This window comes from Nitrosopumilus oxyclinae (assembly GCF_013407165.1).
In the GTDB taxonomy this organism is placed as follows: Archaea; Thermoproteota; Nitrososphaeria; order Nitrososphaerales; family Nitrosopumilaceae; genus Nitrosopumilus; species Nitrosopumilus oxyclinae.
Genome location: NZ_CP026994.1, coordinates 1,113,594 through 1,128,203, shown reverse-complemented (window position 1 = coordinate 1,128,203; position 14,610 = coordinate 1,113,594). Strand labels below are relative to the sequence as shown.

At 32.7% G+C, this 14,610-nt stretch carries 18 protein-coding genes and 1 tRNA gene; 6 read left to right on the top strand and 13 right to left on the bottom strand.

Annotation, left to right across the window (positions count from 1 at the left end; translation table 11 throughout):
- The first annotated feature begins 15 nt into the window (after positions 1–15).
- Positions 16–2,043 carry a thioredoxin domain-containing protein gene (locus C5F49_RS06770; protein WP_179362243.1) on the top strand — a complete coding sequence of 676 codons (2,028 nt, stop codon included), beginning with the start codon at positions 16–18 and terminating at the stop codon, positions 2,041–2,043.
- Here C5F49_RS06770 and C5F49_RS06765 read toward each other — a convergent pair.
- Together C5F49_RS06765 and C5F49_RS06760 are read right to left on the bottom strand one after the other, a co-directional pair.
- Entirely contained in the window at positions 2,040–2,360 is a 321-nt protein-coding gene (locus C5F49_RS06765; RefSeq protein WP_179362242.1) for a hypothetical protein, read from the bottom strand. The genes C5F49_RS06770 and C5F49_RS06765 overlap by 4 nt on opposite strands.
- Positions 2,361–2,686: 326 nt before the next feature.
- The gene (locus tag C5F49_RS06760) at positions 2,687–3,028 is read right to left on the bottom strand and encodes a hypothetical protein (protein ID WP_179362241.1); all 342 of its coding nucleotides are present in this window, start codon (positions 3,026–3,028) and stop codon (positions 2,687–2,689) included.
- A 75-nt stretch (positions 3,029–3,103) separates the two neighbouring features.
- Here C5F49_RS06760 and C5F49_RS06755 point away from each other — a divergent pair, with 75 nt between their 5' ends.
- Positions 3,104–3,562, top strand: coding sequence for a hypothetical protein (locus C5F49_RS06755; RefSeq protein ID WP_179362240.1), 459 nt, complete (start codon positions 3,104–3,106; stop codon positions 3,560–3,562).
- Between the two features lie 11 nt (positions 3,563–3,573).
- Here the strand turns inward: C5F49_RS06755 and C5F49_RS06750 are convergent, their stop codons facing one another.
- The 6 genes from C5F49_RS06750 to C5F49_RS06725 form a co-directional block, all read right to left on the bottom strand.
- On the bottom strand, positions 3,574–4,263 hold the full coding sequence (locus tag C5F49_RS06750; protein WP_179362239.1) for a hypothetical protein: 690 nt from the start codon (positions 4,261–4,263) through the stop codon (positions 3,574–3,576).
- Positions 4,260–4,550 (bottom strand): hypothetical protein, encoded by a 291-nt coding sequence (locus tag C5F49_RS06745; RefSeq protein ID WP_179362238.1) that lies wholly within the window; start codon positions 4,548–4,550, stop codon positions 4,260–4,262. The genes C5F49_RS06750 and C5F49_RS06745 overlap by 4 nt, the downstream gene beginning before the upstream one ends.
- Before the next feature lie 33 nt (positions 4,551–4,583).
- Positions 4,584–4,817 (bottom strand): Lrp/AsnC ligand binding domain-containing protein, encoded by a 234-nt coding sequence (locus tag C5F49_RS06740; protein WP_179362237.1) that lies wholly within the window; start codon positions 4,815–4,817, stop codon positions 4,584–4,586.
- Between the two features lie 50 nt (positions 4,818–4,867).
- Positions 4,868–6,184 carry a DEAD/DEAH box helicase gene (locus C5F49_RS06735; protein ID WP_179362236.1) on the bottom strand — a complete coding sequence of 439 codons (1,317 nt, stop codon included), beginning with the start codon at positions 6,182–6,184 and terminating at the stop codon, positions 4,868–4,870.
- Positions 6,185–6,286: 102 nt separating this feature from the next.
- Positions 6,287–7,093 (bottom strand): DsbA family protein, encoded by an 807-nt coding sequence (locus C5F49_RS06730; RefSeq protein ID WP_179362235.1) that lies wholly within the window; start codon positions 7,091–7,093, stop codon positions 6,287–6,289.
- Positions 7,094–7,166: 73 nt separating this feature from the next.
- Positions 7,167–7,240, bottom strand: a tRNA-Thr gene (locus C5F49_RS06725).
- A 122-nt stretch (positions 7,241–7,362) separates the two neighbouring features.
- Between C5F49_RS06725 and C5F49_RS06720 the strand changes: the two genes are divergently transcribed.
- Positions 7,363–7,593 (top strand): hypothetical protein, encoded by a 231-nt coding sequence (locus tag C5F49_RS06720; RefSeq protein ID WP_179362234.1) that lies wholly within the window; start codon positions 7,363–7,365, stop codon positions 7,591–7,593.
- Positions 7,594–7,676: 83 nt separating this feature from the next.
- Positions 7,677–8,228 (top strand): pyruvoyl-dependent arginine decarboxylase, encoded by a 552-nt coding sequence (locus C5F49_RS06715; RefSeq protein ID WP_179362233.1) that lies wholly within the window; start codon positions 7,677–7,679, stop codon positions 8,226–8,228.
- Here the strand turns inward: C5F49_RS06715 and C5F49_RS06710 are convergent, their stop codons facing one another.
- The 3 genes from C5F49_RS06710 to C5F49_RS06700 form a co-directional block, all read right to left on the bottom strand.
- On the bottom strand, positions 8,229–9,392 hold the full coding sequence (locus tag C5F49_RS06710) for a hypothetical protein (RefSeq protein ID WP_179362232.1): 1,164 nt from the start codon (positions 9,390–9,392) through the stop codon (positions 8,229–8,231). It lies immediately after the preceding gene.
- Between the two features lie 283 nt (positions 9,393–9,675).
- Positions 9,676–9,984 carry a hypothetical protein gene (locus C5F49_RS06705; RefSeq protein WP_179362231.1) on the bottom strand — a complete coding sequence of 103 codons (309 nt, stop codon included), beginning with the start codon at positions 9,982–9,984 and terminating at the stop codon, positions 9,676–9,678.
- Between the two features lie 236 nt (positions 9,985–10,220).
- Positions 10,221–11,993 carry a M3 family oligoendopeptidase gene (locus C5F49_RS06700; RefSeq protein WP_179362230.1) on the bottom strand — a complete coding sequence of 591 codons (1,773 nt, stop codon included), beginning with the start codon at positions 11,991–11,993 and terminating at the stop codon, positions 10,221–10,223.
- A gap of 208 nt (positions 11,994–12,201) precedes the next feature.
- Here C5F49_RS06700 and C5F49_RS06695 point away from each other — a divergent pair, with 208 nt between their 5' ends.
- Together C5F49_RS06695 and C5F49_RS06690 are read left to right on the top strand one after the other, a co-directional pair.
- Complete coding sequence (locus tag C5F49_RS06695) at positions 12,202–13,134, top strand: transcription initiation factor IIB (protein ID WP_179362229.1); 933 nt, start codon at positions 12,202–12,204, stop codon at positions 13,132–13,134.
- A gap of 4 nt (positions 13,135–13,138) precedes the next feature.
- A complete protein-coding gene (locus tag C5F49_RS06690) occupies positions 13,139–13,699 on the top strand; it encodes a TATA-box-binding protein (protein ID WP_179362228.1) in 561 nt (186 codons plus the stop codon).
- A 31-nt stretch (positions 13,700–13,730) separates the two neighbouring features.
- On the opposite strand, the gene C5F49_RS06685 is transcribed toward C5F49_RS06690, so the two are convergent.
- Both C5F49_RS06685 and C5F49_RS06680 read right to left on the bottom strand, forming a co-directional pair.
- On the bottom strand, positions 13,731–13,994 hold the full coding sequence (locus C5F49_RS06685) for a UBP-type zinc finger domain-containing protein (protein WP_179362227.1): 264 nt from the start codon (positions 13,992–13,994) through the stop codon (positions 13,731–13,733).
- Between the two features lies 1 nt (position 13,995).
- A complete protein-coding gene (locus tag C5F49_RS06680; protein ID WP_179362226.1) occupies positions 13,996–14,535 on the bottom strand; it encodes an inorganic diphosphatase in 540 nt (179 codons plus the stop codon).
- Between the last annotated feature and the right edge of the window lie 75 nt (positions 14,536–14,610).

Below are 14,610 nucleotides of genomic sequence, written 5' to 3'. Positions count from 1 at the left end.
CAGTGTTGATGAATTGTGGTAGAAAATAATCTCATTCATGAAAGTAGTCCCTACTTACTTCAACATGCACATAACCCTGTTAACTGGTATGGCTGGAATAATGAGTCCTTAAAAAAAGCAAAAGATGAAAACAAACCTATTTTCTTAAGCATTGGATACAGCGCTTGCCATTGGTGCCATGTTATGGCTCATGAATCTTTTGAAAATGAAGACGTGGCTGAATTTATGAACGAGCATTTCATTAACATAAAAGTCGACAGAGAAGAGAGACCTGACATTGATGATATTTATCAAAAAGTTTGCCAAATAGCTACTGGCCAGGGTGGTTGGCCGTTGAGCATTTTCCTTACTCCTGATCAAAAACCGTTCTATATTGGAACTTATTTTCCTGTTTTGGATTCATACGGACGTCCTGGATTTGGCAGCATTTGTAGACAACTCTCACAAGCATGGACAGAAAAACCAAAAGATATCGAAAAATCCGCTGAGAAGTTTATTGGTGCATTACAAAAAACTGAAACAATTCAAACTCCTTCAAAATTAGAGAGAGCAATTCTTGATGAGGCAGCTATGAACTTGTTTCAATTAGGAGATGCAACTTATGGTGGATTTGGTTCTGCACCAAAATTTCCAAATGCTGCAAATGTGTCATTTTTGTTTAGGTATGCAAAACTATCTGGATTGGGAAAATTCAATGAATTTGCGCTCAAAACTCTCAAAAAAATGGCAAATGGGGGCATCTTTGATCAAATAGGAGGTGGTTTTTCCAGATATTCTACTGATGCAAAATGGTTGGTTCCTCATTTTGAAAAAATGCTTTATGACAATGCACTAATCCCTGTAAACTATGCTGAAGCATATCAGATAACTAAAGATCCTTTTTATCTTGATGTTTTGAAAAAAACACTTGATTTTGTTTTACGTGATATGACTTCCCCTGAAGGTGGATTTTATTCTGCATATGATGCAGACTCTGAAGGTATAGAGGGGAAATTCTATGTGTGGAAAAAAAGTGAAATTAAAGAAATCCTAGGAAGTGATGCAGATCTATTTTGTTTATACTATGACGTAACTGATGGAGGAAATTGGGAGGGAAATAATATTTTATGTAATAATCTTAACATATCCACAGTTGCTTTCAACTTTGGAAAATCAGAATCTGAGGTTAGAGAAGTTTTAAAATCTTGCTCAGAAAAATTACTCAAAGTACGTTCAGCTAGAGTTCCCCCTGGATTAGATGACAAAGTATTGGTTTCATGGAATTCATTAATGATAACAGCATTTGCAAAAGGCTATCGAGTAACTGGAGATCAAAGATATCTTGATGCTGCAAAGAACTGCATTTCTTTCATAGAGCAAAAACTTTTGATAGATGAGAAATTATTACGGACTTACAAAAATGGAGTTGCAAAAATTGATGGTTATTTGGAAGATTATTCTTATTTTGTAAATGCATTACTGGATGTCTTTGAAATTGAACCTGATGAAAAATATCTAAAATTATCTATAAAATTAGGACATCATTTAGTGAACCATTTCTGGGATTCAGAAAATAATAGTTTCTTTATGACTTCTGATGATCATGAAAAATTGATTATCCGCCCCAAGAGTAATTATGATTTATCACTACCTTCTGGAAATTCTGTATCTGCCTTTATCATGCTTAGATTATACCATCTATCTCAAGAAAAAACATTTCTTGAAATCACTACTAAAATAATGGAATCTCAGGCACAAATTGCGGCTGAAAACCCATTTGGATTTGGATATCTACTAAATACAATTTCAATGTATATTCAAAAACCTGTAGAAATTACTTTGATTAACACTGAAAATTCTGAAATACGAAAATCTCTTCATTTAGATTATTTGCCCAATTCAATTTTGATTACCATTCAAAATTCTGCTCAACTGGATTCTCTTGCAAAATATCCATTTTTTGCAGGTAAATTATTTGGAGATAAAACTAGTGTTTATGTTTGTAAGGATTTCACTTGCTCCTTACCTCTACATACTCTTGAAGAAATAAATTCAAATCTTTAGATTTTCTTCAAATCTGTAGCAATGATATTCCCAACTTGAGGCCTTCCCATACTGTCATATCTTGATCTTGGCATTGCTATTGTCATCTGAGTTTGTTGATATGATTTGATATTTACTTTAGGTTGTGCTTGTAGAATTGCTTCTAATAATGGCATGACTTGTTCTTTAGTTTCTGAATCTAAATTTTTTGCAACATTTTCCATGATCATTTGTTGCTGTGAAATAGGCTCTGTTGTAATGTTTTCAATCAAAGTTAATTGAATCATTTGACCATTGTCTACTATTTGTGTAATTTTGAATTCATTTGTAGCTGACATTACAACACTTTATTTCTTTGATGATTTATCTTTACCGAATTGCAAAGTACAATACTACACCTGCAGTCACTACGGCAGCAGCAACTCCCATGAAAAAAATTATCTTACTTCCATCAACGTTCATGGATTTCATTTATGATAGTTGGAATTAAACTATGCTGATTTTTTAAAGAATCTGCTTACTGATGATTTCTACGTAAGTGTTTTAATAGAAATTTGCTAATATTTGATATCGCATACTAATGGTATTCATACATCTGCGATAGTACAACCAGTCCAACAGGAGTCATAAAGAATGCCCACTTGGGCATTCTTTTTCATTATGATTAATCTTCAGAATCTGTATCTTCAGGCGTGATTTTTGCTTCATTAGATGTTGATTCTACCTTTGGAGGGTCAATGATTGATTTCTTGATTTGTGCTGCTCTATCTTTTATTATTTGATTGAATTCCCTCATGTCCTCTAAGCTTGGAGTTTCCTGTTGATTCTGATATGCCTGCAAAAATCCAGAATACACACATCCTGTAATAATTCCAAATGCTGTATCTGGAATTGATTCTATTTCGGGAATAAAATTCTCTGCTATCTGTTTATATGATTCTGATTCACTAATGTAATAATCAATTAAACTATCTATGAAATCTTTATTTTCTTTGGAAATTACCATTGCTATTTTATTTATTTCCTAGTTTATTTAATTGTCTTTGATTAATCGTTTATTTATTCATGAACTCTTTACAAGATGTTGTGGAAATTAGAATCCGATGAAGGTTATTTTAGAATATATGATTCTAAAAAACTCATTGCGGGATATTTTGATCCTGATTATGGGGATATATTTCCAAAAGCAAATTCTGAAGAAATCGTTGCTTCCATGTTAAAAAATCATGATAAGATTTTAGGAGGTATAATTATGGTTCCTCTTGTCAAATTTAGATTGTTTGACACTGATTTGGATACTACAATAACTAATGTAGAATCTCAAGTAAATCGTGTCAATGAGCATTTACAAAAATGGAAATTATTTTTGTCTGAAATGAATTATGATTGGCATTCTGTAAGAATATCTCACACTGATCAAGACATGCTTACTATAGCGTTTCAGAAAAAATTCTCAAAACCAACGCCTCTTGAAAATAAGGCCCTACTTGAAGAACTTTCTGATACAATGGATAATTTACAAAAATCTGACTTGCTGTAAAATTTCAAAATCTATGGTAAATGATCTTTTTTCCACTTTTCAGCCTCATTAAAACAATTAAACCACTCTACTTCAATCTCATTTGAATCAAATTCATCCATTTCGTTTTTGAATTCCAAGTCGCATTTGTTTTTCATATTCTCTGAGATTTGAATTACTTTTTGTTTTAGTACTTTATCTGGAGGTGAAAACTTGCCTGCCTCATCAAATTCTATTATTCCTGATTTAGCTAATTGAAATTCTACTAGTCCTAAATTTTCATACTCATATGCTTCTTGAATTTGAGTATCTGATCTTACCTTTGCTAATTCGTCTCCGGTTTTAATCCATTTAATATATTCAATATCGCTTTTTAATTGAGTTTCAGATGATATCTTAAACAATTCAACTGAACTTTCAAACAACTCTGGGGTGGACAAGTTATCGTATTTGGAAATAATATTTTCAAATTTTTCTACATGTTCATCATAGTATTCTAGTAGTTCTTCTTTTGTAATGTCTCCTTCATCCCACTGTGTTTTTTCAGAATAAAATTTTGTCTGCAATTCTGTCACTTCTTGTTGAATTTGAGCAAGCTCATTTCCAAATTGAAACCCTTTCTGTTTAGTTTGTTCTGCTGAATAATTATATGCAATAATACCTGCGATAATGATGATCCCTATGGCAGTAATAGTGATATTTTGAATTTTATTTTTTTTCAAAGATAATCTATGTAATTTCCTTCATCATCTAACTTTAATTCAATTGTAAATTCAGTGCCGCTGATAAAAGAGTCATTTCGTGTAGTTCTGACTCTTCCAATAACTAGTTCATATGGCCAAATTTCTACTACGATTGAGCCTACAGTAGCTATTGGGGTTTCAGTAATTTCCATATCTTCACGTTTGACCCCGTGTCTTTCAAGCATGTGGATGGCGTGATCTAATAATGGCTCTGGGTTGTTGTAATTTAGTACCCAAACTTTTCCTTCATAATCAATTTTTTGCAATTTGAAACAATCCTAAATTCACTCATATAACAATTATTCGGGAACAATGACGTTTAGGGTCATTGTGCTGACTACTCTGGAGAGTTTTCTAATAGTCGCAATCACTTTTTCAAATTCATCCTGATTGCTAGTTTGAATTTCAGCAATCACATCATATGCTCCAAAAGTAAGATATGCATTGCTAATGTCTTGCATTTGTTTTAATTCATCAACAATGTATTCTTCTGCTCCCAAGTCGCAATTTAATAAAATGAATCCTTTATGCATTGGTTTATCTTAAAATAATTATGTAGTTCTTGTCTTTAAGTTTTACAGTATTACCATCTACTACGTCCGCCGTAGCTATTTTTGTTTCCATCTCTATCACTACTTCTTCTTCTACTTCTATCGTCTCTTGGATTGCCTCCTCCTCTAGAACCTCCATATCCGCCAGAACGTCCGCCTCTGGAATAATTAGATCTTGATTGCCCTCCATATCTTCTTGATGGAGTTTGTCTTTTTAGTGGGTCTGGAATTGAAATTTGAATTCCCATTTCTTGATTTAAATCTGTAATTGGAACTTTGATTTGACGTTTGACTAAATTCCAATCTCCTACTGATGAATATGATACAAATGTGATTGCTCTTCCTTTTGCACCAGCTCTTGCAGTTCTTCCAATTCTATGAAAATATGCCATCTCTTGATTTGGCACATCATAATTTACTACTAGTTCTACTCTAGGTACATCGATTCCTCTTGAAGCTACATCTGTTGCAACAAGAATGTCTGCTTTACCGCTCCTAAATTTACCCATAGATTGTTCTCTTCTATGCTGTGACATGTCTCCCTCAATTGCCACTGCATTGTATTTTTCTTGATGGAGGAATTTTGCAACATCTCTGGTTCTATATTTTGTTGAACAAAATACGATGATTTGTCCTTTGACTGGTTTGATGAAATCAATTAGATACTTGAATTTGTCACGGTCTTTAATTACTAAATATGATTGGTCTATTCCTTCTCCACTAAGATCATCTGCATCCAGTAAGAATTGTTTTGGATTGTTCAAATATTCTTCTGATAATCTTAAAATCTCAGTTGGCATTGTTGCTGAAAACAATGACATTACTCTATCTTCAGGAGCTAAATCTAAAATAAATGAAATATCATCGACAAATCCCATGTCTAGCATTGTATCTGCTTCATCAAGAACAATGTGAGAGATATCTCGTAGTTCAATTGAGCCTCTTTTGAGATGGTCAATTAGTCTACCTGGAGTGGCAACAACAATTTCAACACCTCTATGAAGTGCATCTAATTGAATTCCCATTCCTTGTCCTCCGTAGACTGTTGCAATTCTAATTCCTGTATGTTTACCAAATTTTTTGATTTCATCACTGATTTGCATGGCCAATTCTCTTGTTGGTGCCATGATTAAACCTTGAATTCCTTGTTTAGGTTGAATTTTTTCTAACATTGATAATGCAAATGCTGCAGTTTTTCCTGAACCAGTATGTGCTTGTCCCACAACATCTCTTCCTGAAAGTAAAACTGGGATTACTGCTTCTTGAATTGGAAATGCATCTTCAAACCCCTGATCAGTAATTCCTTTCAGCACGTCGTCGCTTAATCCTAGATCTTTAAATTTTGTCATTTTATTTTTTACTCTTTGGCAATGACGAAAAAGCTCATTGCCCACTCGTCATTATTCTGATGCTTGATGCCGATTGTGGTCTAATAAACGCTTGTTATTTTTTTATGAATTTAGTTGAGCATCAATTACTTTTTTGAAACTCTCAAATGGCTGTGCTCCTTTTAATTCAACAAATCCAATTTGATCATTTCCTACAAAGAATCCAGGTGTTCCTGAAACTCCATAATCTCTTCCATCATTAAGATCATTTTGAATTTCTGGGATGTGTTTTCCACTATTAAGACACAAATCAAATGATTCTTGATCTAATTGTATGTCTGATGCATATTGACTGAATAATGATAGCGCATCGATAGTTTCTAGATTATTCCAGTTATTTTGATTTTCAAATAATGTATCGTGCATTTCTCTAAACTTGTTTTGATCATTTGCGCATTCAGCTGCAACTGATGCTGGTAATGCATTTGGATGAATACTTTGAATTGGGAAATCTCTAAAAACTAATTTTACTTTGCCTGATTCGATATATTCTTCCAATAGTAGTGGTAATGTTTGAATGTGGAATCTTGCACAAAATGGACACTGAAAGTCTGAAAACTCTATAATGGTAATTGGTGCATCCGGATTCCCTATAATTGGATCATCATCCATTGAAATTTTTACTGGTTCTGCTACTTGTTTAGTAGGTAATTGGTTTTGTAATAGTTTTAGCTCTAGTTTTGCCATGGCCTCATCAAGATCTTCTGTTGAAATTTGGTTTGAATTGAGATTTGATGTGTATGATCCTGCAAAGAATGCTGAAACTCCAACTAGGATTATTATTCCTAAGAGTAATCCATTAAACGTAGATTTTTTCACAGAAATTTTTTCATTATTATTGTGATTTATTTCTGAATCATCTAAACTCATTTTAATTAAATCAAAATATAGTATACTTAATCGTATTGCCAAATCTTTGATTTGATGTGATATAGAAATGAAAAGCCAATGACGGGATCTGAACCCATGACCTATTGATTACAAATCAATTGCTCTACCAGGCTGAGCTACATTGGCACGAAGTAGGATGAATTTTTTGAAGGTTTAAAGTGTTACCTGTGGTTAATAGAAAATGATTTTATTCTAAAATCATCAAATTCACCGTCAGTTTATAATAATGCCCTATTTTGACACATGTTATGAGGTACATCGAACCAACTAGAGTTAAATTTTTGATGATTATGTTTTTCACAACTGGTATACTTGGTATAATTATCGGATTATCTGGTTTTACTCCTCCTTCATTTAAGATGATGATCACATTCATGGGTGTGATAAATATTGGATTGGGCGCATTTTTCACATTTATCTATCTAACTCAGACTCGAAAAGATCCTGATAAACGAAAGAAGAAAAGAAAAACCGATTAGATTTTTCAACAACTTTTAGAATAATTTTAAAGATTTTGGTTCAATTAAAGTATAAATAATAACTCTCTATCATGAATTCAGAAATGCTAGATCTAGTTGCGAAGAATTTGTTTCTTACAAAAGGTAAAGGAGTTCATGAAGACCGACTAACTAGTTTTGAATATGCCCTTCGAGATGCAGGTATTGCTGGTACTAATCTTGTTTTAATTTCAAGTATTTTCCCGCCAAAGGCAAAATTAATTTCAAGAAAAGAAGGATTAAAAAAAATTTCCCCTGGACAAATTCTATTTACAATATATTCTAAAAATCAAACAAATGAACCGCAAAGAGTATGTGCAGCATCTGTGGGTCTTGCTCAACCAAAGGATAAAGATAGATATGGATATCTTTCTGAATACGAATCTTTTGGCCAAAATGAAGTTCAAGCAGGTGATTATGCTGAAGATATTGCAGCACAAATGCTTGCTTCTTCTTTAGGAATTCCTTTTGATGCTGATAAAGCATGGAATGAAAAGAGACAACAATGGTTAATTTCTGGTGAAATTTACAAAACTCATAACATTACTCAAACTACAAAAGGTGACAAAGATGGAAAGTGGACGACTGTTTTTGCAGCGGCAGTTCTTTTATTATAATTATTTTTTATATCCTTTAAGGTAAAACAATGCGGCAGCTATTGCAACTATTGTAATTATAACTACTACTACTATTGATTCATCTAATTCTATGTTTTTATTTTCTACTTTTTTATTTTCTATATCATCTCCTACTAGAGAAAATTTTAATTCATCTTTTTTGATTGATGTCTTTTCTCCAAAAATGTATTTTCCTTGAATTACTTCTCCTTCTTGAGGATCAAAAATCCATCCTTGTTTTTTTATGTCTGTGGGAATTTTTTCATTATCGATAATTTGTGTTGGAACTATATTCCCCTTAATATCTGAAATACTGATACTTTCAGGTGATAAAATTACTACTTGAATAATTGAATTTAATGGATAAAATCCGGTAGAAAAATAATCTGATCTTTTGATCTCTTCAATTTGTAGAAATTCTAATGGGCTCATTTCTGATATTGTTGAAGCCGTGTTTGGATACATGACTGATAACCTTAGCTGTAAAAGCGATTTTGAATCTAAAGGAATCATTGAAAATGTCATTTTTGCATTTTCATCAGATGACATTTTTTTTGCAACATCATAAAATCCTCCTGCATCTCTGATTATTTTTGGAATTAAGATTGCTGATACTTTTTCATACATCGAATTGGTGTCCTCCATTGGTAATGTGTACACTGCAGAAATTGTTCCTTTTCCAGAAATTGCACCTGATGTTTCTAAGGCTTGGTTTGTTTTATCATCTGTGTGTACGAAAACTGAATGAAATTCTGCATTTGTATCAAAAATTTGATTGATTTCTCCAATGTATTTTTCTGCAATCATTTTTGTGGAGTCTTGAATTGCAATGATGCCTCTATCCTCCATGTTTCGTTGTACATTAATCATAATACATGATTGATCCACTACTCCTAGAACACACTGATTTTGATTGGTGAATATGACTGCAGTTATTCTATCATCATCTCTGATACTCTGTTCTAACTCTGTTGGAATTTTGATTTCTTGAATACTGGTACTCTGTAAAGTTATTGACGCTGTAACATTTTGAGATATACTCCTATCTACAACTACTTGTGCACTCTCTTGAAATGTTGCAAGATTCATTTCTTGAGCATATGTGAAACTAGTTGAAACCCCTATCAGTATGGTTAATGTAAAGAAAAGAATCTTTTTTTGCATTGACTGCCTTTTTAAAATCAAATTATTAAATTTACTCTTATTTTGTTCATATTGTTCATTATTGTAATATTTTTTAATTTTTTACTAAGAATATGTTATCTGGTAACTAATATTCTCATTAATACAAATATCTAGATAGTATGGCACTAATTCCAATTCTAGTAGATCTTTTTCTTAATCCAGTTATTCAACTAATTGCAGTTTTGAGTGCTTTTGGAATTGGTCTGTTTCAAGGAATAATTCTTGGTAGGGCAATTTTGGTAAGATTCCCTCGTCTACAAAATCATGTTAAAACTGTATCAATTACCATGTTTGTTTTATTTTTAATAAATGCAATTTTGAGTGTTCCAAGATTTGCCTCCCCTGATAAAGTGAGTCTGTCAAATTTATCTGCAAATTCTCCTGCTGAGTTTGCATCTACTCTTTTTTTGATTTTTGGGATGAATACTGGATTTTTGACTGTACTGGCAATTTCTGTAACTGTGATGACTTTTGTTGTATTGAAGTTTACAAATCTAACTGGTATCGCTAAAGGATTTATTTTCTTTTTCAGTGCGCTTTTGTTGGTATTGACTGCGGTAAGTCGTTTCACTGATCTTACCCCTAGCACTTTTGAAGTTTTATTGTATTTTCTATATCAGTTAGGGATAACTATAGGAATACTTGCGGGCTCTATTAGAAAGATAAAACCCAAAAAATTGGACCTGAAATAATTTCAAAGGTTTAAATCTGATAATCTTTGTCTTTGAATTGACATCGAATTCAAACCGTTCGGGGAACAAGCCGGCAGTCCATGCGTTGGACTGTCGGCCCCATTTATTCTAAAATTTAATTCAAAGAAGAGAGTGTTTTTACTTGATCTTTCACATAATCAAATCCTTCTTGCCAGAATTTTGGACTAGTAATATCAAATCCATATTCTGAAAGAAGTTTTTCTGGTTTTTTAGAACCTCCAGCTGCAAGAATATTGATATATGCTGGAACAAAGTCTTTGCCTTCTTTTTTGTATCTCTGGAACAATGATAATGCAAGTAAATTTCCAAATGAATATGCATAACAGTAAAACGGAGTATGGTAAAAATGAGGAATACAACTCCATTCTATTGCAAAGTCATCTGATAAACTAACTGAATTACCAAATTGAATTTTGAGATTTTTCAAATATGTTTTTGAAATTTCATCTATTGTGGTGCCTTCTCCAATTTGTTTATGTGCGTCAACTTCAAAGATTGTGAAAAATGATTGTCTCAGTATTGTAGCATACAGATCATCGATTTTTTCTGATAACATTGCCTTTTTTTCATTATCTGAAATTTTGTTTGATAGGTTATCGTATAGGAGTAATTCTGAAAAAGTTGATGCAGTCTCAGCTAGAGGAAGAGGTGCATCTTGAACAAGAATAGATCTATCTTGTGCAGCTTGGCTGTGCACTGCATGACCTAATTCATGAGCCAAAGTAAATACATCCCTTGATTTGCCTGTGAAATTTACCAATACGAAGGGTGTGATTTTAGGAGTTAGAGTACTACAAAATGCTCCGTCTCTTTTTCCTGGTCTTACACTTGAATCGATATGATTCTCATTGAATACTTTGCGTGCATGTTCTTCTAATGTAGTACTAAATTTACCAAGTGACTCAAAAACTAATTTTACCGATTTATCATAAGAGTAGTTTTTTTCTTTAATGTTGGCTGCTGCTGGGGCATACAAATCATACCTACGTAGCTTTTTCATCTTTAGCATCTTTGCTTTTTGAACAAAGAATTTCTGAAACACTGGTGAATTTTTTTTACAAACTGAAAGTAGCGAGTCTATAGTTTTATCATCCACATCATTTCCTATATTCCTCATTGATATTGGGGATTCATATCCTCTGATCTCTATTCCTTCATCTTTCCAATTCTGAACGATATTTTGATAAATTTCTCCCACCACTCCTTTATTTTGTGAATATTTTGAAAGAATTGTTTTGTAAGCTGTTTCTCTAATTTTTGGATTTGTACTTCGAACATAGTTTGTAAGTTCTTCTCTTGTCATTGTTTTGAGTTTGTTTCCAACTTTCATCTTATATTCAAAAGAATTTGTAATTTTATCATACAGTTTTACAAGTGCAGATATTCCTGTCACATCTAATGTGTTTATGATACGTTCTTCAGGTTCACTTAGTGCATATTTTGCAAATAATCTTTTATGTGAAAGATACTCTGTAATCTCTCCTGCATCTTTCATGAGTCTTTTGGCATTTTTATCATCCACTTGTGTTTTCCACCACAAATCAAAAAATAAAATCTTGTTTGATATTTCAGAACCTAGTTTTGACATTTTAGTCATTAGTGCTGTTGCTTCATCTGATTGTGTGTCAGAAGAATATGATAGTGATGCATAACCTCCGATCCTGCTCATGTTTTCTGAAATCTTTTCAACTTGATGAAGAATATTCATAAATTGTTTAGATGACATTTTAGGATCTAGTTTTGATTTGATCTTTTCGAATTTTTCTGCCTGTTTTTCTAATTCTTTAATTTGTTTTTGAAATGCAGGACTTTTTGGATTTTTTACTAGTTCTGTTAGATCCCACTTACCTAACTGATACGATGACATCTGAGTTTGCTGTTTTGTGACTATTAAAAAATGAATATGTGGATTAGACTATTTCTGCCCTCCTTATTTTTAGAATTTTTTAGAATTTTTGGTAAAATTTTAATTTTTAAAAGATTTGTTCCTAAAAACTAGGCTCGATCAATCTCTGAAAAAGTCAGTAAATAAGTCGTTTATATAGGAAATGAATAGCACAAAAGGAGTAATCTTTATGGTTTTAGAAATTGTCAATGCAGATTCGACCTGTGGTCGATGTGGAAAAAATTCCATGTTAACTGATAATGTTACAGGAGAAAGATTTTGTGGAAAATGTGGTTATGTCATAACTGAGACATTGCAAGATTCTGGACCTGAATGGAGATCTTTTTCCAAAGAAGGTGGAGCAGATCCAACAAGAACTGGTGCTCCTACATCTTTAGCAATGCATGATAGAGGACTTGCAACTATTATCAGTCCTATGAATAAAGACTCATCTGGAAAACCACTTACATCTACAATGAAGAGTACAATTGAAAGACTACGAACTTGGGATAGCAGAAGTAAAGTAAATGCATCCTCTGACAAAAATCTTAGACAAGCATTAAGTGAATTATCTACATTAAAAGACAAACTTTCATTATCTGATGCAGTTATTGAAAAAGCATCTTACATTTACAGAAAAGCATTAGAGAAAGGACTTGTAAAGGGTCGTTCCATCTCTGCATTAATTGCTGCATCATTATATGCTGCATGCAGAGATACTGAAACTCCAAGAACTCTAAAAGATGTTTCAGATGCAGGTAACATTAAGAAAAAAGATATTTCAAGATGCTATAGAATTTTACATCAAGAGTTGGAACTAAAAATGCCTGTAGTTGATCCAGTACAATGTGTTGCAAGAATTGCAAGCTCTATTGGAATTACAGAAAAGACAAAAAGATTTGCAGTTAAAGTACTCAAAGATGCACAAGCACATGAAGAATCTGCAGGAAAAGATCCTATGGGATTAGCAGCTGCAGCACTTTACTTGTCTTGTGTAAAAAATGGTGAGGATAAAACTCAACGAGATATTGCAGAAGCTGCAAATGTAACTGAAGTAACAATTAGAAATAGATACAAAGGCTTAAGATTAGACCAAAATATGGATACGATGGGAGGAAAATAGAAAAATGACTCAAACTAAACCTATCATTGCAATTGTAAACGTTGTAGCCTCTGCAACAATTGAACAAAAATTAGACCTTGTAGATATCACTAAAAAATTCCCCGCAGTTGAATATCATCCTGAACAGTTCCCAGGCGCAGTATTCAGACTAAAAAGCCCAAAGACTGCTACATTGCTCTTTGGCTCAGGAAAGATGGTATGTACTGGTGCTAAATCTCAAGAATTGGCAGAAACTGCTGTTTTTGAAGTTGTGAAAATCTTGAGAAAAGGCAAAATCAAAATTAAAAATGATCCTATAGTTTCAATTCAAAATATTGTATCTTCAATTAATCTTGGTGGTAAAGTAAACTTGGAGCAAGCTGCAAGAACTCTTCCTAGAAGTATGTATGAACCAGAACAATTCCCAGGACTAATTCACAGAATGCTTGATCCAAAAACTGTAATTCTAATTTTTGCATCAGGTAAATTGGTGTGTGTTGGAGCAAAACTTGAAAAAGATGTTCATCGCTCTGTCAACCAAATCCATGCATTACTTGAAGAAAAAGAATTAATGGTTTACGATTAAAATCGTAGAAAATAGTTTCTAATCTCTCAAATTATTCTGAATGAAAATATTCTTCATGTATGTAGCACCATTTCCAAATGTTCTCTGGAACTGCTTGCATTACAGGATGTCCTGTATCTTCAAAATGTTTAGTTGCGTGTTTGCCAATTGATGAATCGCAGCAACCAACATGTCCACACGTTAAACACATTCTAAGTGCAACTATTGGCAGATGTTCTTTTTCACATTCTTGACAGTTTTTTGTATTTTGAGATACGTTTCTTTCTTGAGTAAAATGTTCGCATTCTTTTGCCATACTAATATTTTTTCAAAGTGTCTTTGTATCTCTTTATTGATTCTATGATGACGATTTTAGCTTCTTTAGCTGATTTCCATCCTAATATCTCTACTTTTTTCCCTTCCAAGTCTTTATACACTTGGAAAAAGTGTGCAATCTCTGAGCGGTAATGGTCTTCAATATCTGTAATATCTGCAGTGTGTAAATAACGTGGGTCATTTGTTGCAACGCAAATAATTTTGTCATCTAATTTTCCATCATCTTTCATTTGGAGTAGTCCTATTGGTCTTGCTTCAATTAGTATTCCTGGGTATGTTGGGTTTGTAACTAGTACAAGTGCATCAAGTGGGTCTCCATCATCAGATAATGTTTGAGGGATTAATCCATAATCTCCTGGATAGTGAAATGGTGAAAATAATACTCTGTCTAATTTTATCATGTTGTGCTTTTTATCATATTCGTACTTGTTCATAGACCCTTTAGGAATCTCTACAATGGCGTTAATAATTTCAGGAACATCACTACCTGATTCTATGTCGTGCCAAAAATTCTTACTCATTTTCTAGCTCTTCATTTAGATATTCAGTATATGAATTCTATGAAATATTATGTGGATTTGAATTTAGTAGAAATC